Source organism: Vibrio pelagius, from assembly GCF_024347575.1.
GTDB classification, from domain to species: domain Bacteria; phylum Pseudomonadota; class Gammaproteobacteria; order Enterobacterales; family Vibrionaceae; genus Vibrio; species Vibrio pelagius.
The window spans coordinates 2,128,706-2,151,147 of record NZ_AP025503.1 but is presented as its reverse complement, the minus strand read 5'-3'; the positions used below and the strand labels follow the sequence as shown (position 1 = coordinate 2,151,147).

The following is a 22,442-nucleotide window of genomic DNA, read 5'->3' as shown; positions in this document are numbered from 1 at the left end:
ACTAAATAGCAAATAAAAATATAAAAGCTATAAAAGATTAAGGAAGCAATGATGAGCTTATTAGATGTCAAAGACCTGCGCGTCGAATTTACCACTCAAGATGGTATCGTAACCGCAGTAAATGACTTGAACTTCTCACTTAACCAAGGCGAAACGCTGGGTATTGTGGGTGAGTCAGGTTCAGGTAAATCACAGACTGTATTCTCTATCATGGGGTTGCTGGCAAAAAACGGCATCATCTCTGGTAGTGCAAAATTCGAAGGTAAAGAGATTCTTAACCTTCCAGAAAAAGAGCTAAATAAGGTTCGAGCTGAACAGATCGCGATGATCTTCCAAGATCCAATGACGTCGCTTAACCCTTATATGAAGGTGAGCGATCAGTTGATGGAAGTGCTGATGCTGCATAAAGGCATGGGCAAAGCAGAAGCGTTTGAAGAATCTGTACGAATGCTTGAAGCTGTTAAAATTCCAGAAGCGCGTAAGCGTATCACCATGTATCCGCACGAGTTTTCTGGCGGTATGCGTCAGCGTGTAATGATCGCAATGGCGCTACTTTGTCGTCCTAAGCTGCTGATCGCCGATGAACCGACAACAGCATTAGACGTAACCATTCAAGCACAAATCATGGAGCTGCTGAACGAGCTGAAGGATGAGTTCAACACGGCAATCATCATGATTACCCACGACTTGGGTGTTGTTGCGGGTTCTTGTGACAAAGTACTTGTTATGTACGCAGGTCGTACAATGGAATACGGCACAGTAGATGAAATCTTCTACAACCCAAGCCACCCATACGCGGAAGGTCTGTTGAAAGCGATCCCTCGTCTTGATACTGAAGGTGAGATTCTTCCTACCATCCCAGGCAACCCGCCAAACTTACTTCGTCTACCACCAGGCTGTCCTTACCAAGACCGCTGTCACCGTGTGATGGACCGTTGTAAGCAAGAAGCGCCGATTTTGACGCCATTTGGAAATGACCGTCAACGTGCCTGTTTTTCTGATTGGGAGGCTTGGAAAAAATGAGTGTAGATAAGCAATTACTGTTAGACATTAAAGATCTTAAGGTTCACTTTAGCATTGCTGCTAAATCTGCATGGCCTTGGGCTAAACCTGCTAATCTGAAAGCGGTTGATGGCGTTGATATCCACCTTTACGAAGGTGAGACGCTGGGCGTAGTAGGTGAGTCAGGTTGTGGTAAGTCAACATTTGCTCGTGCAATCATAGGTTTGGTTGAAGCAACGGACGGTGAAGTGATGTGGTTAGGTCAAGACCTAACGAAAATGGAAGAGATTCAACGTCGCGAAACTCGTAAAGAGATTCAGATGATTTTCCAAGATCCACTTGCATCGCTTAACCCGCGTATGTCGGTTGGTGACATCATTGCTGAGCCGCTAGAGACGTTCTACCCAGAGCTTTCTAAGCAGGAAGTCAAAGACCGTGTTAAAGAGATGATGGCGAAAGTAGGTCTACTACCAAACGTAATCAACCGTTACCCACACGAGTTCTCAGGCGGTCAGTGTCAGCGTATCGGTATCGCGCGTGCGCTTATCTTGAAGCCTAAGATGATCATCTGTGACGAACCGGTTTCGGCACTTGACGTATCTATTCAAGCGCAAGTTGTTAACCTTCTGAAAGAGCTACAAAAAGAGCTAGGTCTTTCGTTGGTATTTATCGCGCACGACTTATCAGTGGTTAAGCACATCTCTGACCGAGTATTGGTAATGTACTTAGGTAATGCGGTTGAGTTGGGTGAATCAGATGCACTGTTTTCTGATCCTAAACACCCATACACCAAAGCTCTGATGTCTGCGGTTCCAATCCCAGATCCGCGAATTGAACGCAGCAAAACTATCCAGATGCTGGAAGGTGATCTACCATCGCCTATCAACCCACCATCTGGTTGTGTGTTCCGTACTCGTTGCCCTCAAGCAACAGAGGCGTGTGCAGAAACAAAACCTAAGATTCAAGGTAACGACGTTCACGCGGTATCTTGTCTTCATGTTCAGGTTTAACAAATCGTAATTCAGCCTGTGACAGGCTTCAGCGTGGCCGCTCAATCGGTCACGCTTTTTTGTATCTCACGCTTATTCAAATAATTCGAACAACTAAGCCAACTTCTTCTAGTTTTGAAGACGTTGGCTTTTTTTATACTAATACCAATCGTAGTAGATAACTGCTCATTCTAGCTTGCTAAAGTGCTCGATAACGGCGTTAGAATTTTTGATTGTAGAATAACCACTAACAGAAAAATTCTTCCTTGTTCTCAAGCATTTTTTCTGCGCTATTTCTGAACATTTACTTACTGTGATTGGTATATAAAAGTTTGGATGAAAGAGGTTTGGATATGGGCAAATTAGTTGAAGGTGTTTGGCACGATGTCTGGTATGACACTAAGTCAAGCAATGGAAAGTTCGTTCGTGAAGATGCAGGTTTTCGTCACTGGGTAGAGAACCGTACAGACGCGCCGTTTCAACCTGAAAGTGGACGTTATCATCTGTATGTTTCACTGGCTTGCCCTTGGGCACATAGAACGCTTATTTTCCGTGAGCTTAAAGGCTTATCTGAACACATCGATGTCACCGTTGTGTGCCCTGACATGATGAGCGAAGGGTGGCAAATGGGGTTGCCTGAACCATTGTTTGGCCATACTCGAATGCATCAAATCTACACACAAGCTAAGCCGGATTATACTGGTCGCGTTACAGTGCCAGTTTTGTGGGATAAAAAAACCAATACCATCGTTAGCAACGAATCATCTGAGATCATTCGCATGTTCAACTCTGCGTTTAATGACTTAACAGGCAATAACGATGATTACTACTCACCTGCGCTTCGCCATGCGATCGATGAGTGGAACGATTTTATTTATCCTAACATCAATAATGGTGTTTATCGTTGTGGTTTTGCAACGACCCAAGAGGCTTATGAAGAAGCGTATGAAGGGCTATTTAGCGCACTAGATAAAGTGGATGCACACCTATCAAAAAGTCGTTATTTGGCTGGGGATACCATTACGGAAGCGGATTGGCGTCTGTTCACGACTTTGATTCGATTTGATGCCGTGTATGTGGGTCACTTCAAGTGTAATAAGCAGCGAATAGCGGACTACGAAAATATTCAGGGTTACCTAAAAGAGTTGTATCAGATCGAAGGCATCAAAGAGACGACGGATTTTTACCATATCAAGCGTCACTACTATTACAGTCACACCGGTATCAATCCTACTCAAGTTGTTCCCAAAGGACCCGCGCTAGATTTAGATTCGCCACATGGCCGAGGCTAGGATTACCTATTATTCCCTTTAGTCCAGACATAAAAAAACCCTAGATAAACATCTAGGGTTTTTGCTTTCTATAAAAGAAAATTAGTTAACCACTTTTTCTTTAGCTTGATCTGCTTGGGCAGCTTGGATAGCCGTTAGAGCAACTGTGTACACGATATCGTCAACTAGAGCACCGCGAGACAGGTCATTTACTGGCTTGCGCATACCTTGAAGCATTGGACCGATAGATACTAGGTCTGCTGAACGTTGTACCGCTTTGTAAGTTGTGTTACCCGTGTTTAGGTCAGGGAATACGAATACTGTCGCTTTACCTGCTACTGGAGAGTTTGGCGCTTTAGAAGCGGCAACGTTTTCCATGATAGCTGCGTCGTACTGTAGAGGACCGTCGATGATTAGATCTGGACGCTTCTCTTTAGCCAGTTTCGTCGCTTCACGTACTTTATCTACGTCTGCACCCTTACCAGATTCACCAGTAGAGTAAGAGATCATAGCAACGCGTGGTTCGATACCAAATGCCGCTGCAGAGTCAGCAGATTGGATAGCGATTTCAGCAAGCTGCTCAGCTGTTGGATCTGGGTTGATCGCACAGTCACCGTAAACCAGTACTTGGTCAGGTAGGAGCATGAAGAATACAGAAGATACGATAGACGCATCAGGGGCAGTCTTGATGATTTGGAACGGAGGAACGATAGTGTTCGCCGTCGTGTGAACAGCACCAGAAACTAGGCCGTCAACTTCGTCGTTCTCAAGCATCATTGTGCCTAGGAATACTGAATCTTGTAGCTTCTCACGAGCAACAACTTCAGTCATACCTTTCGCGCCACGTAGTTCAACTAGACGAGCAACGTAGTTTTCACGTACTTCGTCAGAGTTGATGATCTTAACGCCAGCACCTAGCTCAACGCCTTGCTGTGCAGCAACACGTTTGATCTCTTCAGGGTTACCTAGAAGTACACATTCCGCGATACCGCGCTCAGCACAGATAGCCGCAGCTTTCACTGTACGTGGTTCGTCACCTTCAGGAAGAACGATACGCTTAGCCGCTTTACGAGCAAATTCAGTTAGCTGGTAACGGAATGCAGGTGGGCTTAGACGACGAGACTTCTGAGTACCTTCAGTCATAGACTCGATCCAGTTGCCGTCGATGTGGCCTGCAACGTGTTCATTGATGAACTCGATACGCTCTTTATCGTCAGCTGGAACTTCTAGGCTGAAGCTTTGTAGGTTCAGAGAAGTCTGCCAAGTGTTACCTTGTGCTTTGAAGATTGGTAGGCCGCTTTCTAGAGCTGGTTTGATTAGGTCTTGGATTTCCGCAGGGATATCGTAACCGCCAGTTAGAAGTACTGCACCGATCTCAACGCCGTTCATTGCTGCAAGCGCTGCTGCAACGATTACGTCAGGACGGTCAGCCGAAGTTACTAGTAGTGAACCTGGCTTGAAGTGCTCAATCATGTGAGGCAGTGAACGCGCACAGAACGTGATGCTCTTGATACGACGAGTATTCAGTTCACCTTCGTTAACGATTTCTGCGTTTAGGTGAGAAGCCATATCTGCAGCACGAGTTGCAATTAGTTCGATGCTCCAAGGCACACAACCAAGAACACGAATAGGAGAAGTGTTGAAGATCTCCATCACTTTTAATTCGCTCTGTTTTGCGCTGTCTGAATCGTCGAAGATTTCAGATAGGTCAGGGCGAGTACGGCCTGCTTCATCAACTGGAGCGTTAAGCTTGTTGATGATAACACCAGAGATGTTTTTGTTCTTAGTGCCGCCGAAGTTAGAACATGCTACTTCGATACGCTCTTTAAGTTGCGCTGGGTTGTCAGTACCCGGAGTTGCAACAAGTACAATCTCTGCGCCAAGTGTTGCAGCAATTTCTGCGTTCACTTGGTTAGCGAATGGGTGCTTACGCGTTGGTACTAGACCTTCGATAAGTGTTACGTCAGCATCGTTGTTGATCTGATTGTAACGCTCAACAACAGTTTCTAGCAGTTCGTCCATGTTGTCGTTACCGATTAGGTTTTCAGCAACAGACATCGCTAGAGGTTGACCGATCTTAACATCGCTGTTTTTACCAACGATAGTTGAAGTTAGATCAGGTTGGTCACCACCAGAACGTGGTTGAGAGATTGGTTTGTAGAAAGAAACCTTAACGCCCTTGCGCTCCATTGCGCGAAGAACACCCATGCTTGCGCTAGTTAGACCAACACCAGCACTAGTAGGGATAAGCATAATAGTACGAGACATTCGTATGAGTACCTTTTGCTATTGGATTAAAAAAGCTCAACTTCATATTCCTATTTAAAGGTAGGAATAGGAATAGAAGCTGAGCCCCATTTTCATCAAAAGACCGCCGGCTCGTTAAAGCCAGCGGTACAAATTCCGATTAAAGACCTGCTAGACGTGCAGTGTCTTCAGCAATCACTAGCTCTTCGTTAGTAGAGATAACCATTGCAGGGATACGGCTGTTAGCTGTAGTGATAGTACCTTCGCCGCCGAAACGAGCTTTAAGGTTAGCTTCACCGTCAACTTCGATGCCGAAGATGCCTAGGCGGTTTAGAACCATTTCACGGATTGGGCCAGAGTTTTCGCCGATGCCGCCAGTGAAAGTGATTGCGTCTAGACGACCCTCTAGAGTTGCAGTGTAACCAGCTACGTACTTAGCTAGACGGTGACAGAACACGTCCATTGCACGAGTTGCTTCTTCTTTCTCACCGTAGTTGTCTTCAACGAAACGACAGTCAGAAGTCACTTCAGTTAGACCAGCAAGACCAGACTCTTTAGTTAGCATGTTGTTGATTTCTTCAACAGAGTAACCTAGTGCGTCGTGCAGGTGGAAGATGATTGCAGGGTCTAGGTCACCACAACGAGTACCCATTACAAGGCCTTCAAGAGGAGTAAGACCCATAGAAGTGTCTACAGATTTACCGTTCTTGATTGCACATACAGAAGCGCCGTTACCTAGGTGGCAGTTGATGATGTTAACTTCTTCAACTGGCTTGTTTAATAGGCTTGCAACTTCGCGAGTGATGAATAGGTGAGAAGTACCGTGCATGCCGTAACGACGGATGCCGTGCTCTTTGTATAGGTTGTACGGTAGAGCGTATAGGTAAGACTCAGAAGGCATTGTTTGGTGGAACGCTGTGTCAAATACAGCAACGTTTTTAAGGCCTGGGAAGTTCTGTTTAGCCGCTTCGATACCGATTAGGTGAGCTGGGTTGTGAAGAGGTGCAAAAGTCGCAGCGTCTTCAATACCCTTAAGAACGTCATCTGTGATCAGTGCAGATTGAGTGAACTGCTCGCCACCGTGTACGATACGGTGACCAATAGCGCCAAGGTTAGCTTTAAGCTCTGGCTTAGAAGCAAGAATAGTTTCTACCATGAAAGATAGTGCTTCTACGTGAGCTGCGCCCGCGCCTAGTTGTGCTTCGTGTTTGCCGTCAAGTTTCCACTTCATACGAGCTTCTGGAAGACCTAGACACTCAGCAAGACCAGTTAGATGCTCTGCACCTGTTTCTGCATCAACAACTGCGAATTTAAGAGAAGAACTACCACAGTTTAAAACTAAAACTAGCTTAGACATTAATGACTACCTGTTAATTTTTCTGATCGAAATCAGTTAAAGATGAAAATTAATCTCAAGAATAGACGAAGCACGGTGGCTTGCGTACTAACCTTGGTCAAAAAAACGTTAATTTCCGTATTAAAGTGAAAGCGCACTTTTTAACCAAAAGAGGCTTGTGCATTCCTTGCAGAAGTCTTCTCAAAGTTGCTTAAATTGTAAATAAGGGCAACAATGAGATTGAGGTCTGCAAATAATAGCGATATTGTGCAAATATAACAAAAAAATTTGAAAGAATATTATTTTTTGTCAATTTTTTGCGTTTTTAGTTGATGGTTTCAACTTTTTTTTAACGGGAGACTCATATGAGCAATAGAGTTGGGTTAGCCAGTAGTCTAAAAGATGGCCAAAAGTACATGGATCTCTGGCCTGTCAGAAAAGAGTTAAATGCGATCTTTCCCGAGCAACGTATCATTAAGGCAACTCGTTTTGGCATTAAAGTAATGCCAGCGATCGCTGCGATCAGCATTTTAACACAGATGGTCTTCAACAATTATCAAGCGATGCCGCAAGCTGTCGTTATGGCGTTATTCGCGATTAGTTTGCCACTTCAAGGTATGTGGTGGTTAGGCAACCGCTCCAACACTCAACTGCCACCGGCACTCGTATCTTGGTATCGTGAACTGCACGAAAAGATTATAGAAACTGGCTTTGCGCTAGAGCCTATGAAATCACGTCCGCGCTACAAAGAGTTAGCCATTATTTTGAATCGCGCTTTCCGACAACTGGACAAGTCTTCTATGGAACGTTGGTTCTAGCTCTTATCTGGCCATATCTGGTCTTAACCCCTTTCTAAAACACTGCGCCCTAAAATTTTTTTGGGGCGTTTTTCATCTCCTTAGTTCTCATCTCTTAGGTGCAGTGAGCACGGTTTCATCGTTTTTTCAGTCTGTTCACGCTTACTTTTTTAAGCGAGAACTGAAATTAGACACTTGTTGCACTTTTGCCGTTTTTAACTTCTGTTATTTCACTCTTACTGGTAGTAATATCAATAACGAAATAATACGCCATCCCATATATGAAACAGAGGATATATGGCAGTAGGAAAGAGAGCACATCACAAGGAGTGTCGATGAAAACAGGGTCGAATTGGTCGAGTGTCGTCTTATTGAGTATGGCTGTGCTTATCTATTCTAGTGTCTCACTGGCTAGTAGTGCGAAAGTTTCTATCTCTCAGATTATTGATCACCCTGATCTGAATGCCGCACATAAAGGTCTGATTGATGGCCTAAAGGTACATGGCTATGAAAATGGAAAAAATTTAGAGCTGACATCACAAGTCGCAGACGGCAGGCCAGCACAAGCGGCTAAAATTGCCAGAGAGTTAGTGAGTAAAAACCCACACGTGTTAGTCGGGATTGCGACGCCATCTTCTCAAGCGCTGGTTTCAGCAACGCGCACTATCCCCGTTGTGTTTACTGCGGTAACAGACCCGGTTGGTGCTCGATTAGTGAGACGTTTGGAAAATCCGGGTCGTAATGTAACGGGGTTGTCCGATCTCTCCCCTGTACATCAACATATCAATCTTATTAAGCAGCTGATGCCTGATGTTGACTCTATCGGTGTTGTTTATAATCCTGGGGAGTCTAACGCGGTTGCTTTGATCTCTATATTGAAAGCGGCTGCTAAACAGCACGGTTTAGTACTGCATATCGAGCCAGTATTTACCGTTGACGAAGTAGAAGAGAAAACGCGTATCGTGGCCGCTAAATCTGATGTGGTCTATGCGATGACGGATAACACAGTAGCGAGCGCCATTGATGACTTGATCCGAGCATCCGACAGTCAGAACACACCAGTTGTTGCTGGGACTACCGCGTATGTCAAAAATGGTGCCGTCATCGGCGCTGGTCTTGATTACTACCAAATTGGTCTGGAAACTGCGGAGTATGTTGCTGCAATTCTTGAAGGGGAAGAGCCAGGTAATTTGGACGTCAAAACTCCGAATCGAGCGGCGTTGAAAGTGAATTTGGAAGCCTTGAAAAAGTTCCAAATCACTCTGCCTTCGTCAATTTTAGGCCAAGCGACAGTCGTGCAATAAACTAAGCCCTACAAAATACAAAGCAGTGAACTTTATTTGAACATTGTAGGGCTACAAAGCGTGATCCGCTCTGAGTGCTGATAGTTTTCACATTGTGATCTAGACGATTTTTCATATCTTTAGCGAATCAATCAACGTTCGAGATTCGTTATGCATCCTTATCTATTCCATGCTCAAACTTGCGACTATGTTCGACTTGATCAAAGAGTGCTTACTTTAAAACTCCACACCGATCGTGAAGACTGGACTAAAGTGCAAGTGCGTCATGAGCCAGATAATGAAGAGTACTTGGTGGATATGTTATTGGTCGGGAAACAAGGACGGCTCTTTGTCTGGGAAGCGAAGATCCCACTTAACTCTGATCAGTCTATTACTCACTATACTTTTAAGCTATTGAGTAACACAGGCCAATTTTGGTTGGACTCACAAGGCGTTCACTTGCGGATGCCAAGCCGTGCGCATCACTTTAAGTACAATGCTGATCATCAACCGCCAAGCTGGGTTGCTGAGCAAGTGTTTTACCAGATTTTCCCAGAACGTTTTTGTAACGGGAACTCCGAGATTAGTGTTCAGCCTGGCGAGTACCGATTAAAAGAGGGCACTCTTGATGTAGTAGTAAAAGAATGGGGTACCGAGGTCGAAGGTCACAATGGCACAGGTGCTGCGGAGTTCTTCGGTGGAGATTTAGCAGGTATACATAGCAAACTCAACTACTTGCAAGACTTAGGTATTACGGCACTGTACTTGAATCCAATCTTCGAATCGCCGAGCAATCATAAATACGACACTACCGATTATTACAAAGTCGATTCTCATTTTGGCACCAATCAAGAGTTTGCGGCTCTGTCAGCTGATTTGCATTCACGAGGAATGAGAGTGGTATTAGATGCGGTGTTTAACCACACGTCGGTAGAGCATCCATGGTTTGATAAATCAGGCAAAAGTGGTGCCGGGGCTTTTGGGCAGCCGAACTCTGAATATCGTGACTATTACTTTTTCAATGGCGATGACGCAAAAAGTTACGTCGGTTGGAAAGGTATCAACTCTCTGCCCGTATTGAACTTCTCCAATGATTCGGTTCGAGACTACATCTATCAATCAGAAGATTCGGTGATTAAACACTGGCTTAAAGCACCCTATGGCATTGATGGATGGCGTTTTGATGTGATCCATATGCTTGGCGAAGGCGAGGGTGCATACAACAATGCTCACTACGTGAGAGAGTTTCGTAACGCGGCAAAAAGCCAAAACCCTGATGCCTACATACTCGGAGAGCATTTCTTTGAAGCGACCTCGTGGCTACAGGGAGACCAAGAAGATGGCTCGATGAACTACTACGGCTTTGCTCATCCCGTTCGCGCTCTTTTGGCTAAGCAAGACATTGCTTATGATCCAATTGATATCAGTATGCGAGATTTCTCTGATTGGTTAGCTGAAGCTCGTGCAAAAGTGCCTTGGCAGAATCAACTGTCTCAATTGAATCAACTAGACAGTCATGATACTGCGCGTTTTATCTCATTGCTTGACGGTGATGCACAGAAACAAGCTATTGCTCTGACGTTACTGATGACCTACGTCGGAACACCTTGCCTTTACTACGGTACTGAAGTGGGACTAGAAGGTGGTCAAGACCCAGATAACCGACGTTGTTTCCCGTGGGGAGAAGAACAGACGTCGAACTGGTTTGCCTTTACTCAGAGACTCATTCAGTTGAGACATGATCGCCAAAGTTTGCAAACAGGTGCTTACCAAGAGCTTTACTGTGACGACAACGTGTTGGTTTATGCTCGAAGCTTGGATCAAGAACACACGTTAGTTGCCATAAACCTTGGCACATATGCCTCTGAGGTGACACTTCCAGTATGGAAACTGGGTCTTGAATCTGGTGATTTGAGCGTTCCATTTTGCGAAAACTCGGTGTTGAATATGAATGATGGACAGTTGCAGTTATCAATAGATCCTATCTCTTCTTTAGTGCTTGTGAACTAATCATTATTGCTTACTCACTCCTTACCATTAAGTAGCCCCTTGTTCGACTTATTTGCGACGAGGGGCTAAGTTTTTGAGTCATTTCTATTTGTGAAATAACAAATTACATAATTTTATCGGGTTGAATGCCGTTGCTGATGTAATAATATTGACGAGAAATAGATAAGCGAAAGAGCATCCAGTTTATGAAACTTAATAGGCACTTTAGCCTAACCTTTGTTTTTGGTTTCCCTGCCATTATTATCAGTATGTTACTTGCGCTTATTGCCAAAAATCACTTAGATGCGGTAGAGAAAGAAGTCACATACGAATATCAAAGAATCATTGATGCTTTTGAACGTACGACAACCGTGGTTACGGCTTTAGACTACAGCTTCTCAAATTACTACAAATCGAGTAACCCGCTCTTCTTAGATCACAATAAGACTGTGGTGGATGGCGTGTGTCGTATATGGCCGATTGATGGAATGCTGCTCGCCGACGGTAAGACGGTGGATATTCCTTCCGTTGATATTAACTATATGTTGGTTGGCAATGAGTCCTTGTGCTCTGAATCGACTGATGCTTATCGAAGTGCTAGTGAAAAAGTAGCACTTGCTCCTATTCTCTCTTTCTTGGCACAACTGGATGACTACTATTTTGGTGTTCATTTTATTGATGCTAAGGGGTATGTGATCTCTTCACCGGAGGACTTTGCCAAAGGTCTAGGGAAAGAACTCTTGTCAACAATTAAGAGCCGCCCTTACTGGCAAAGAACGGCAAATAATCCAGAGAAGCTGACGTTAGCTGGTCCAACTTATCGCACTGATACACTAGACAGGGTGATTAGTATGGCGATACCCGTGTTTTATCGGGGCAGTCATCAAGGAATGTTGTCGGTGGATATCGACTCAGCAAAGTTACTGACATCACAAAGTCCCTTACTCGCTGGTCAAATAAATATTGTCGACCTGACCCATCAATTGTTGCCGGATGACGCTGTATGGATACAGCCTTTAGAGTTAAATGGTGTTGCAGCCCATCATAGGATCTTTTATCAACTCGACGTGATGAAAGAGCTGAAAGCTTTTGTTAAAACAGAAACGCACAGTCTCTTTGTTGCACTCATAGTGTACCTGTTTATGGTCACGATTTTTTTCTACATCAACAGCACAATTGAAAAGGGCTACTTTAAAGAACTTGCGGCCAAAGATCCGATGACGGGGTTACTCAATCGACGTGGATTAGAGGTATTTTGGCGTAATGTTCAACATGACGATCTGTTCGTGTTAGTGGTGTTTGATATCGATAATTTTAAAAGCATTAACGATACTTTCGGCCACGATAAAGGCGACGAAGTGATTCGCTATATGGCGCGTCAGATCCACAATGGCGTTCGTAGCAGTGATGTTGGTGCACGCTTTGGGGGAGAAGAGTTTGTTGTCTATCTAAGAGGGGAAGAGCGTCAAACCCTAAAGAACATTCTCCATCGCGTTAAGACTGCGATTTGTGAACAGTCGACCAATGTTATCGAGGGAGGCTTTACAGTTTCAGGTGGTGCTTGCATTGTTGAGTCTGAGAGCACTCAGTTGAGCTTTGATGAAGTGTTTAAGTGTGCGGACGAGAAGCTTTATATTGCGAAAACGACGGGTAAGAACAAGATTGTATTCTAATGTTCAGAGCGACGTTGAATGTCGCTCTGTCGACGAATACATTGTTTTGAGGAGCTAGGCTATCGGAGTTGCTAATAGCTTATCTTGGTAGCGCTGAATGTGCTCTACGATTGGCGCTGCCTTTTTGAAAGTACGGATCTCACGGAAGATCTCTTCCGCTTCTGGGTACTCTTTACGCAGATAAACAAACCACTGTTTCACACGATTAGGGTAGTAAAGCCCTTTGTCACCCTCAATCTCAAACTCAGAGTAGCGTAATAGTAGCGCTAGCACCTCTTTCCAAGGCATCGGCTGGTGGTTGTGTTTTACCACGTTTCCTAGATTGGGAACGTTAAACGCGCCACGGCATACCATGAGGGAGTCAATGCCTGTCGCTTTTATGCAGTTTTGACCATCTTGGTAGTTCCAAATCTCACCATTAGCAATGAGTGGTAGCGTCGTCTTCTGACGGATCTGGTTGATATAATCCCACTTAATCTCAGAGGCTTTGTAGCCACCGGTTTTGGTACGAGCATGGACTGTGAGCTCATCAGCTTTGGCTTGCTCAATGGCATCCACAATCTCAAAACACTCTTCAGGATCTTCCCAACCAAGCCGAATTTTGGCTGAAACCGGAATGTGTTTAGGCACTGCCTCACGACATGCTTTCACTACCTTATAGATAAGTTCGGGCTCTTTGAGTAGGGAAGCTCCGCCATTGCTTTTATTCACTGCTTTAGCTGGACAGCCGAAGTTAAGGTCAATACCTTTCGCACCAAGGTTTGCTGCCTGAATGGCATTTTGTGCCATCCATTCTGGATGTTGACCAAGCAGTTGGACGTGAACAGGAACTCCTGCCAAAGTTTGAGAGCCTTGGTGCAGCTCCGGACACAGTCGATGGAAGACATGCGGTGGCAATAGCTGATCGGTGACGCGAACGAATTCAGTCACACAAAGATCGTAGTCATTGATCTCTGTAAGGATCTCTCGCATAAGGTGGTCTAACACACCTTCCATCGGGCCTAGTATTACTCGCATATCGAACTACCGAAACATCTCTGTCCTGAAAATAAAGAGGCGTGATTGTACGGTGTCCCTTGCTGATTGTCACTATTGGTACGTTTAAGGGAAATTTATCTCATGTAGGTAAATTCAGCCAAAGGCAAACTGCGCAGATGGACGATAACGAGTATACTTAGCGCAAATCTCATATGAACAATGAAGTATTAATGACATATCAACTATTAAATCAAGACGGCTTGCCTCAAGAGTGTACGCCACAATTTATTGAGGGAGCGATTTTAGCATCTAACCTTGCGACCAAGCCGCTAGATCCTCAAGAGTGGCTGGCTGTGATCTCACCAGAAGCAGAAGAGCGTTTCATCGGCTTGGTGACGGAACAGATTAACCGTCAACATAACCTCATTCAGCGCAGTGAATACATGCCTACAGAGGTTCTTGCTGAGGGCGATTTCAATGAGCAATTCGCGGATTTCGCCGAAGGTTTCATGATGGTTTGGCCGACGGTAGAAGAGCAGTGGCAACAAGCGAATATGGCTGACGGCACACTGAGAATGCTTCAAGCACTCCTCACAACGCTGATGTTGGCAATTGACGAAGAGCAGACTCAGCAACAGATGGTGGCTGCGGGTTTGGAAAACCCTCCAGCGCTTGCGGAACTTGTTGGTCAAGTGGATTTAATGGTCAACGAAGTAGCATTAGCTGCCGATGAAGCCATGTTAGGTAACAAAGCTCAAAGCGTAAACCCGTTTAAAAATATTGGCCGAAATGATCCTTGCCCATGTGAAAGCGGCAAGAAGTTCAAGCAGTGCTGCGGTCGAGCGCAAGCTTAGTTTTAAACTGACGGCTCGCTAAACAGAAAAACTAAAAAGTCGACCTCCTCGGTCGACTTTTTTATTGGTATTTAAGGTTCGCTTATTTAGATTTCGCGAACTGAGAAATCACAATAAGACCCAATGCAATCAGGTTGCCTGCGAAAATCACCACCAGCCATTGTGGCATTGATAAACCGATAAACTGCCAAACAACCTTAGCGCAATCGCCGTAAGCCTCAAACATCCAAGGCGCCCATTCGTTCAATGGTGCCCAACTTGGAAAGGTGACAAATAGGTCACAAGTTGCGAAAGGAGAGGGGTTGAATTGGTAATTAACGTGCTCCAGCGATAGCATTAAACCTTTGTAAGCACCGAACCCCCAGCCAGCTAAACCAAGCCAACGTCCGACAGGATTGTTAGGTGCAATCGCACCAATCATTGCAGCAATACCTATAGCGAGCATCGCGATTCGCTCATAGATGCACATTACGCATGGGCCAAGCATCATAACGTGTTGGAAGAACAACGCACATGCTTCAAAGAAGATTACGAAACCAAGTAATAATAGCCACGAGAGTCGGCCTTTAGAGAAATCTTTGAGCAATAAAAGAAAGTTCACGAATTTAGTCCTTCAATAAAATTAAAAAAGCCCTGATTACTCAGAGCTTTTTATCTTGGATAAGTTTCTTAATCAATGATTATTTTTCATTACTTAGATTCACTTATTCACTTTACGACGCGTTATGGGAATTAGTGACCACTTGAAATCACAGATGTTACTTCGCCAGTGCGTTGTACAATCCAACCTGCATCGTAGAACCAGGCTGTCATAGGCTCAACAAAGAACACGATACCAGCCAGACCAACAAGAGCCAGTACGATAGTGTACGGCAGCGCCATCAGCACCATACGGCCATAAGAGAGGCGGATGAGTGGTGCTAGAGCCGAAGTCAGTAGGAATAGGAAGGCTGCTTGACCATTTGGAGTTGCAACTGAAGGTAGGTTAGTACCTGTGTTGATTGCTACAGCGAGTAAGTCGAACTGGTCGCGGTTGATGATGCCTTCAACGAGTGCAGTTTTCACTTCGTTGATGTAAACCGTACCCACGAATACGTTATCCGATACCATGGACAAGATACCATTCGCGACGTAGAACAGTGCAAGTTGCGCACCTTTGTCTTCTACGTGAAGTACAGCATCGATTACAGGCTTGAACAGACCTTGGTCGATGATTACCGCGACAATCGAGAAGAATACGGCAAGTAGCGCGGTAAAGGGTAGAGCCTCTTCAAACGCCTTACCCATCGAGTGTTCTTCGATGACACCGGTGAAGGCTGTCGCTAGGATGATAACAGAAAGACCAATCAATCCTACTTCAGCAACGTGTAGCGCAAGGCCGACGATTAGCCATACCGCAATTGCACCTTGAACCCAAAGCTTTGCGATGTCTTGTTTAGTGCGGCTTGCTTTCTGCGTGTTATCAAACTCAACAAGGATTTGACGAACGTTAGCAGGCAGTTTTGCACCGTAGCCAAAGATTTTTAGTTTTTCCACAAGGGCACAAGTGATGATACCGCAGATGAATACAGGCAATGTTACTGGCAGCATACGAATGATGAATTCACCGAACTCCCAACCCGCTTGTTTAGCGATAACCAAGTTTTGCGGCTCGCCTACCATGGTCATTACACCACCTAGGGCTGTACCTACACCTGCGTGCATAAGCAGTGAGCGAAGGAACGCACGGTAGTCTTCAAGATCTTCGCGAGTCAGTTCTGAAATTTCTTCATCATGAGTGTGGTCGTGTGCTGAGTTCGAGCCTTTGCCTGACGCTACTTTATGGTAGATAGAGTAGAAGCCGACAGCCACACTGATCACTACCGCGATAACCGTTAGTGCGTCTAGGAATGCTGATAAGAATGCCGCTGCAACACAGAATGCAACAGAAAGTAGGATTTTAGAGCGGATGCCAAGCAGTATTTTAGTGAAGATAAAGAGCAGTAGCTCTTTCATAAAATAGATACCAGCAACCATGAACACCAGTAAGAGCAGCACTGGTAGGTTAGCTTGGATTTCGTGGTAAACCATTTCCGGTTTGGTCATACCGATTGCGATAGCTTGAATCGCTAACAGACCACCCGGTTGAAGAGGGTAACATTTAAGCGCCATTGCCAACGTAAAAATAAATTCTACGACTAATAGCCAGCCCGCAACAAATGGATCAACGAGGAAAAAAACAAATGGGTTGATGATTAAAAACGAAATGATGGCAACTTTATACCAATCAGGAGCCTTACCAAGAAAGTTCTTGATAAAAGCGTTTCCGAGAGACATCGGCATGTTAATACTCTTTTATGTTGATTATGAATTGGCAAGCAATACAACATTTGAGTTTCGAGCTATAAAAATTCTTTTAAAATCATAACTAACAGTGACTTAGAAAAACTACATTCCATGTAATGTTCTGTGGCCTTGCCAAGTCACTCCCTTAGAAACTCGTGCACTGCTCATTTTTGAGCGCAACTCTACTCTTAGATAACATTTAGTCAACAGGAAATGCTCTGTTGCCCTAAAAATACCACTTTTTTGTTGAAAAACGCGATCAAAGTAGCGCAAGCATAACACCAAAATTGTGAGAAAAATCGACTAGAATCAATATTTGCGTGAAATGATTGAAATTTACATAATAATCTAAGCTTATGTGCGATTATTACAACTTAATATTGCATTTTAATAGATCTAAAATTATGACCTATCTCTCTGATTTAAATGAAAAAATGTTGTGTTAAAAATTTGTTTAAATTGATGTTATACCATGCAGCGATATTAGACTAAAGGTGCAAACGTGTGCTGCAATTTAGAGTTTTAGCTCTATTGTGAGTTTGGCGTCTGTAAACTTTTCGAGGTGTTTCCGAGAGGCGCTAACTAGTGGTATGATGAGTCAATTAAAGCAAAATAATTAAATTGGATTGAAGTGTAGATGGTCATTAAGGCGAAGAGCCCGGCAGGATTTGCAGAGAAGTATATTATTGAAAGTATTTGGAACGGCCGTTTCCCCCCTGGCTCAATCCTACCAGCTGAGCGTGAGCTGTCTGAATTAATTGGTGTTACTCGAACCACACTACGTGAAGTATTGCAACGTCTAGCCCGCGACGGTTGGCTGACAATTCAACATGGTAAGCCAACTAAGGTGAACCAGTTCATGGAGACATCGGGTCTGCACATTCTTGATACGCTAATGACATTAGACGTAGATAACGCGACAAATATCGTAGAAGACTTGCTTGCAGCACGTACAAACATCAGCCCTATCTTTATGCGTTACGCATTTAAGGTGAACAAAGAGAGTTCAGAGCGCACGATTATCAATGTGATTGAATCGTGTGAAGCACTGCTCGCGTCTAAAACGTGGGATGAGTTTGTCGAGTCTTCTCCATACGCAGAAAAAATTAAGCATGCAGTAAAAGAAGACAACGAAAAAGATGAAGAGAAACGCCAAGCGATTCTTGTTGCTAAAACTTTCAACTTTTATGACTACATGCTGTTCCAACGCCTTGCGTTTCATTCAGGCAACCAAATCTATGGTTTGATCTTTAATGGTGTTCGTAAGCTTTACGATCGCATCGGCAGTTACTACTTCTCTAACCCCGAAGCACGTCGCCTAGCGATGGATTTCTATAAAGAGCTGTTAGCCATTTGTGAGAGCGGCGAACGTGAAAACTTGCCATTACTGATCCGTAACTACGGTGTTGCAAGTGGACAGGTTTGGAACGAAATGAAAACGACGCTGCCAACGAACTTTACTGAAGACGACAGCTAATAAGTGAGTTCAGCGAACAAACAAAAACGGCGAGCTATCTGATAGCTCGCCGTTTTTTATTCTTGTTTAGCGTTTTGATACAGAGGCAAGCCTACCCAGCAAATTCTTCTGAATCTGGACGGTGAGAGAACTGAACACCGCTTAAGAAGTCGCACAATAGTTGGTCTTCACAAGTCTTGTAGTTCTTGTTGTTTGGTTTGCGGAAGTAGGCGCCAATTTCGTACTTACTTAGGCTAATTCCCATCACTTCTAATGCATCCAGTACATCTTCAGCCTTCATGTTTAATGCAATACGCAGTTTCATGAAAATCATGTTGTTAGTCAGTGATACTTCTGGCTTTGGCTGTTCACCCTCTTTCTTGCCGCGCTTAAGATTGATGAAACCATTTAGGAAGATTGCCAGCTCTTTATCTTTCATTTTCGAGAATGACTTTTCACTTTCAGCTTTTAGCCAGTTGTTTACTTGGTCATGCGCAACGGTAGAGTCTGCTTGCTCAAAGGCTTTGATGATTTGGGCGTTCTTCAGGTTTAGCGCGTGTTGGATACGGCGCAAGATTTCATTGTTAGTCACAGGAATCCTAATTCGGCAGTGAGTCGAGTGTCGCGAGTATTAAGCGTATTATCGACTGAAAAGTTGAGGAGGGAATGTATCAGAGAATGTGGGATATCAACAGAAATAAAAAATCCCCATGCATTACTGCGATGGGGATTTTCAATTCAGTGGTTGGCGTTACATTACGCGCATACCTGGCTGTGCACCTTCGTGCGGCTCAAGGATCCATAGGTCGCTACCCCCCGGGCCTGCTGCTAGGATCATGCCTTCAGACATACCAAACTTCATCTTACGCGGCTTAAGGTTTGCTACCATGACTGTTAGCTTGCCTTCTAGCTCTTCAGGTTTGTATGCTGACTTGATGCCAGAGAATACCTGACGAGTTTCGCCACCGATGTCCAATTGGAACTTAAGCAGTTTGTTTGCTTTTGGCACTTCTTCACAAGAGATGATGCGAGCAATACGCATGTCTACTGCTGCGAAAGCGTCAAATTCAATCTCTTCTGCGATTGGATCTTTGTCAAGCTCGGTTTGGCTTGCTTTGTTCTTAGCTGCTTCTGCCGCTTCTTTCGCTGCAACTTCTGCTGCTGCGTCTTCTTTAGAAGCTTCAATCATCGCTTCAACCTTCTTAGGGTCGATACGGCTGAATAGCGCCTTGAATTTAGTGATCTCGTGACCTGTCAGTGGTGCAGCCATACCTTCCCAAGTCAGTTCTTGGTTTAGGAATGCTTCAGTGCGTGCTGCTAGCTCAGGCATCACAGGTTTTAGGTACGTGATCAGAACGCGGAATAGGTTAATACCAACAGAACAGATGTCTTGCAGTTCTTGGTCTTTACCTTCTTCTTTCGCTACAACCCACGGTGCTTTTTCGTCAACGTATTGGTTTGCTTTGTCTGCTAGTGCTGTGATTTCACGGATTGCACGACCAAATTCGCGAGTTTCGTAAAGCTCAGCAATACGATCAGCAGCTGCAACGAATTCGTTGTACAGCTCTGGCTCTGCGAAGTGGTCAGATAGCTTGCCTTCAAAACGCTTAGTGATGAAGCCTGCGTTACGAGATGCTAGGTTAACAATCTTGTTTACTACATCAGCGTTAACGCGCTGCGTGAAGTCTTCAAGGTTAAGGTCTAGGTCGTCAATACGGCTGTTTAGTTTCGCTGCGTAGTAGTAGCGTAGACATTCTGGATCTAAATGATCTAGGTAAGTCGCTGCTTTGATGAAGGTGCCTTTTGACTTAGACATCTTGGCACCGTTTACGGTGACGTAGCCGTGGACAAACACGTTGTCTGGTTTACGGAAACCGCTGCCTTCTAGCATTGCTGGCCAGAATAGAGAGTGGAAGTAAACAATGTCTTTACCGATGAAGTGGTAAAGTTCTGTTGAGCTGTCTTTCTTCCAATACTCATCGAAATCTAGGTCATCACGCTTGTCACACAGGTTTTTGAATGAACCCATGTAACCGATAGGAGCGTCTAGCCATACGTAGAAGAACTTGTCTTTCTCGCCTGGGATTTCAAAGCCGAAGTATGGCGCGTCACGTGAGATATCCCACTGTTGTAGGCCAGACTCAAACCACTCTTGCATTTTGTTCGCTGTTTCAGCTTGAAGAGAACCAGAGCGAGTCCACTCTTGTAGCATGCTTTCGAACTGAGGTAGGTCGAAGAAGAAGTGCTCAGAGTCTTTCATCACTGGTGTTGCGCCAGATACGGCTGACTTAGGATCAATCAGTTCTGTTGGACTGTATGTTTCGCCACAGTTATCACAGTTGTCACCGTATTGGTCTTCTGACTTACACTTAGGACATGTACCCTTTACGAAACGATCCGGTAGGAACATCTCTTTCTCAGGGTCGAATAGCTGAGAGATAGTGCGGCTAGAGATAAAGCCGTTCTTCTTAAGCTCTAGGTAGATGTGTGAAGCCAGCTCACGGTTCTCTTCTGAGTGTGTGCTGTGGTAGTTATCAAAGCTAATATCGAAGCCAGCGAAGTCCTTTTGGTGCTCTTCACTTACAGCAGCGATCATCTCTTCTGGTGTAATACCCATCTGTTGTGCTTTTAGCATGATTGGCGTGCCGTGAGCATCGTCAGCACAGATGAAGTTTACAGTGTTGCCGCGTAGGCGTTGGTAGCGCACCCAAATGTCAGCTTGAATGTGCTCAAGCATGTGACCTAGGTGAATCGAACCATTAGCATACGGAAGGGCACAAGTGACCAGTAGTTTCCTTGAATCAAGAGTTCTTGGATCGTTTGCCATACTTAAATTTCGCTTCTTTTTGATGGGTATAAATTTGATGTGTAATACTACTTTATAACGTGTGTCACGCCAAGGTATCAAATTGACGAATCCCTTAGTTTTTTAAGGGTTCAGTCTTTCGTCAGCGGGTGATAGCATTAATTAAAAAAAGGAGCCCCAATGCGTAACTTCACATCAAAGCAAGATTTTTGTTCTTGGCTGAATGAGTTTGAATCTGTACTTCTAATCCCAGAATGGGCATCTCAACCAAATATGGTGACGGTTGATCCAAAGGGTTCATTCATCATTACGCTTCCATTTGCGGCCAATAGCTTAGTAGAAGAGCTATCACACTGGATATCACATCAAATCGCGGAACAAAAAGTGGCTGGATTCGACTTTGAAGTTCGAATTAAGCCTGCTGCACTCGAAACAACCGTCTCAAGCCCGGTCAAAGGCGTGAAAAATATCATCGCAGTGACCTCTGCAAAAGGGGGAGTTGGTAAATCCACGACTTCAGTTAACTTAGCATTGGCACTATCCAAATCGGGTGCCAAAGTTGGTCTATTGGATGCCGATATTTATGGTCCTTCTGTGCCTATGATGCTCGGGCAAATGCAAGCGAAACCGGAAGTGCGTGACAACAAATGGATGATTCCAATTGAAGCGCATGGGATCTTCACTCACTCAATCGGTTACTTGGTTTCAAAAGACGATGCCGCTATCTGGCGTGGTCCAATGGCAGCGAAAGCGCTTGGCCAGATCATGAATGAAACGGTATGGCCGGATCTTGACTATCTGGTCATTGATATGCCGCCGGGTACAGGTGACATCCAACTGACTTTGTCTCAGCAAATCCCTGTGACAGGTGCGATTGTTGTAACTACACCACAAGATCTCGCTTTAGCGGACGCACGCAAAGGTGTGGCGATGTTTGACAAGGTAGGCGTGCCAGTGGCGGGGCTGGTAGAGAACATGAGCTATCATATTTGTAGCCATTGTGGTGAAAAAGAGCATATCTTTGGCTCTGGCGGCGCTGAAGCGATGGCTGTTGAGTTTAGCCTCGATATTCTTGCTCAGATCCCTCTGCACATCGATGTTCGCGAAGATATTGATGCGGGAATGCCAACCGTAGTGCGTCGACCAGACAGTGAGCACACGCGTCATTATCTCGATTTGGCTGAAAATGTGGCCTGTAAGATGTACTGGACAGGTAAAGTCAAACCAGAGGCAATTAACTTTTCAATGGTTGAGTAGTTTATAATTCATACAGAGTGTGCAAGTGGTTGATGGGCTCTGGACATTAAGCAAACGTTTATCTTGATTTAATCCATTTCGATCATCAATTTGACGGTATTTTGCTGAAATGGCGACTAGAATCTACAGAGCTTAGCCCCTATAATCAGGCGGTTTATCTATTCCCATCACCAAAACCA

The 22,442-nt window shown here is 44.6% G+C and carries 17 protein-coding genes; 10 read left to right on the top strand and 7 right to left on the bottom strand.

Annotated features, from left to right (window positions below; translation table 11 throughout):
• Positions 1 to 51: 51 nt before the first annotated feature.
• The 3 genes from oppD (at position 52) to vsple_RS09260 (ending at position 3,283) form a co-directional block, all read left to right on the top strand.
• Positions 52 to 1,023 (top strand): ABC transporter ATP-binding protein, encoded by a 972-nt coding sequence (gene oppD, locus vsple_RS09270; protein ID WP_032552010.1) that lies wholly within the window; start codon positions 52 to 54, stop codon positions 1,021 to 1,023.
• Positions 1,020 to 2,012 carry a murein tripeptide/oligopeptide ABC transporter ATP binding protein OppF gene (gene oppF, locus vsple_RS09265; RefSeq protein ID WP_255230345.1) on the top strand — a complete coding sequence of 331 codons (993 nt, stop codon included), beginning with the start codon at positions 1,020 to 1,022 and terminating at the stop codon, positions 2,010 to 2,012. The genes oppD and oppF overlap by 4 nt, the downstream gene beginning before the upstream one ends.
• A gap of 332 nt (positions 2,013 to 2,344) precedes the next feature.
• Positions 2,345 to 3,283, top strand: coding sequence for a glutathione S-transferase family protein (locus vsple_RS09260; protein ID WP_261881838.1), 939 nt, complete (start codon positions 2,345 to 2,347; stop codon positions 3,281 to 3,283).
• A gap of 81 nt (positions 3,284 to 3,364) precedes the next feature.
• Here vsple_RS09260 and pta read toward each other — a convergent pair whose 3' ends face one another.
• Together pta and vsple_RS09250 are read right to left on the bottom strand one after the other, a co-directional pair.
• The gene (pta, locus tag vsple_RS09255) at positions 3,365 to 5,530 is read right to left on the bottom strand and encodes a phosphate acetyltransferase (protein ID WP_261881837.1); all 2,166 of its coding nucleotides are present in this window, start codon (positions 5,528 to 5,530) and stop codon (positions 3,365 to 3,367) included.
• A gap of 139 nt (positions 5,531 to 5,669) precedes the next feature.
• Positions 5,670 to 6,866, bottom strand: coding sequence for an acetate kinase (locus vsple_RS09250; protein ID WP_255230348.1), 1,197 nt, complete (start codon positions 6,864 to 6,866; stop codon positions 5,670 to 5,672).
• Positions 6,867 to 7,210: 344 nt separating this feature from the next.
• On the opposite strand from vsple_RS09250, the gene yfbV reads away from it, so the two are divergent.
• The 4 genes from yfbV (at position 7,211) to vsple_RS09230 (ending at position 12,587) form a co-directional block, all read left to right on the top strand.
• Positions 7,211 to 7,663, top strand: coding sequence for a terminus macrodomain insulation protein YfbV (yfbV, locus tag vsple_RS09245; protein WP_261881836.1), 453 nt, complete (start codon positions 7,211 to 7,213; stop codon positions 7,661 to 7,663).
• Positions 7,664 to 7,977: 314 nt separating this feature from the next.
• Complete coding sequence (locus tag vsple_RS09240) at positions 7,978 to 8,946, top strand: ABC transporter substrate-binding protein (RefSeq protein ID WP_261881835.1); 969 nt, start codon at positions 7,978 to 7,980, stop codon at positions 8,944 to 8,946.
• 150 nt (positions 8,947 to 9,096) lie between these two features.
• The gene (gene malZ, locus vsple_RS09235) at positions 9,097 to 10,935 is read left to right on the top strand and encodes a maltodextrin glucosidase (protein WP_261881834.1); all 1,839 of its coding nucleotides are present in this window, start codon (positions 9,097 to 9,099) and stop codon (positions 10,933 to 10,935) included.
• 185 nt (positions 10,936 to 11,120) lie between these two features.
• Positions 11,121 to 12,587, top strand: coding sequence for a sensor domain-containing diguanylate cyclase (locus vsple_RS09230; protein WP_261881833.1), 1,467 nt, complete (start codon positions 11,121 to 11,123; stop codon positions 12,585 to 12,587).
• 54 nt (positions 12,588 to 12,641) lie between these two features.
• Here vsple_RS09230 and dusC read toward each other — a convergent pair whose 3' ends face one another.
• Complete coding sequence (gene dusC / locus vsple_RS09225; protein WP_261881832.1) at positions 12,642 to 13,604, bottom strand: tRNA dihydrouridine(16) synthase DusC; 963 nt, start codon at positions 13,602 to 13,604, stop codon at positions 12,642 to 12,644.
• Positions 13,605 to 13,795: 191 nt separating this feature from the next.
• Here dusC and vsple_RS09220 point away from each other — a divergent pair, with 191 nt between their 5' ends.
• Positions 13,796 to 14,419, top strand: coding sequence for a YecA/YgfB family protein (locus tag vsple_RS09220; RefSeq protein ID WP_261881831.1), 624 nt, complete (start codon positions 13,796 to 13,798; stop codon positions 14,417 to 14,419).
• A gap of 82 nt (positions 14,420 to 14,501) precedes the next feature.
• Here vsple_RS09220 and dsbB read toward each other — a convergent pair whose 3' ends face one another.
• Both dsbB and nhaB read right to left on the bottom strand, forming a co-directional pair.
• Positions 14,502 to 15,020 carry a disulfide bond formation protein DsbB gene (dsbB, locus tag vsple_RS09215; protein ID WP_261881830.1) on the bottom strand — a complete coding sequence of 173 codons (519 nt, stop codon included), beginning with the start codon at positions 15,018 to 15,020 and terminating at the stop codon, positions 14,502 to 14,504.
• A 131-nt stretch (positions 15,021 to 15,151) separates the two neighbouring features.
• Positions 15,152 to 16,741, bottom strand: coding sequence for a Na(+)/H(+) antiporter NhaB (nhaB, locus tag vsple_RS09210; protein WP_255230356.1), 1,590 nt, complete (start codon positions 16,739 to 16,741; stop codon positions 15,152 to 15,154).
• Positions 16,742 to 17,381: 640 nt separating this feature from the next.
• Between nhaB and fadR the strand changes: the two genes are divergently transcribed.
• Positions 17,382 to 18,221: a fatty acid metabolism transcriptional regulator FadR gene (gene fadR / locus vsple_RS09205; RefSeq protein ID WP_261881829.1), complete on the top strand. Its 840-nt coding sequence runs from the start codon at positions 17,382 to 17,384 to the stop codon at positions 18,219 to 18,221.
• 91 nt (positions 18,222 to 18,312) lie between these two features.
• On the opposite strand, the gene vsple_RS09200 is transcribed toward fadR, so the two are convergent.
• A complete protein-coding gene (locus vsple_RS09200) occupies positions 18,313 to 18,792 on the bottom strand; it encodes a YehS family protein (protein WP_261881828.1) in 480 nt (159 codons plus the stop codon).
• A gap of 159 nt (positions 18,793 to 18,951) precedes the next feature.
• Positions 18,952 to 21,027 carry a methionine--tRNA ligase gene (gene metG / locus vsple_RS09195; RefSeq protein WP_261881827.1) on the bottom strand — a complete coding sequence of 692 codons (2,076 nt, stop codon included), beginning with the start codon at positions 21,025 to 21,027 and terminating at the stop codon, positions 18,952 to 18,954.
• A 159-nt stretch (positions 21,028 to 21,186) separates the two neighbouring features.
• Here metG and apbC point away from each other — a divergent pair, with 159 nt between their 5' ends.
• Positions 21,187 to 22,263 carry an iron-sulfur cluster carrier protein ApbC gene (apbC, locus tag vsple_RS09190; protein ID WP_032552024.1) on the top strand — a complete coding sequence of 359 codons (1,077 nt, stop codon included), beginning with the start codon at positions 21,187 to 21,189 and terminating at the stop codon, positions 22,261 to 22,263.
• Positions 22,264 to 22,442 lie beyond the last annotated feature (179 nt).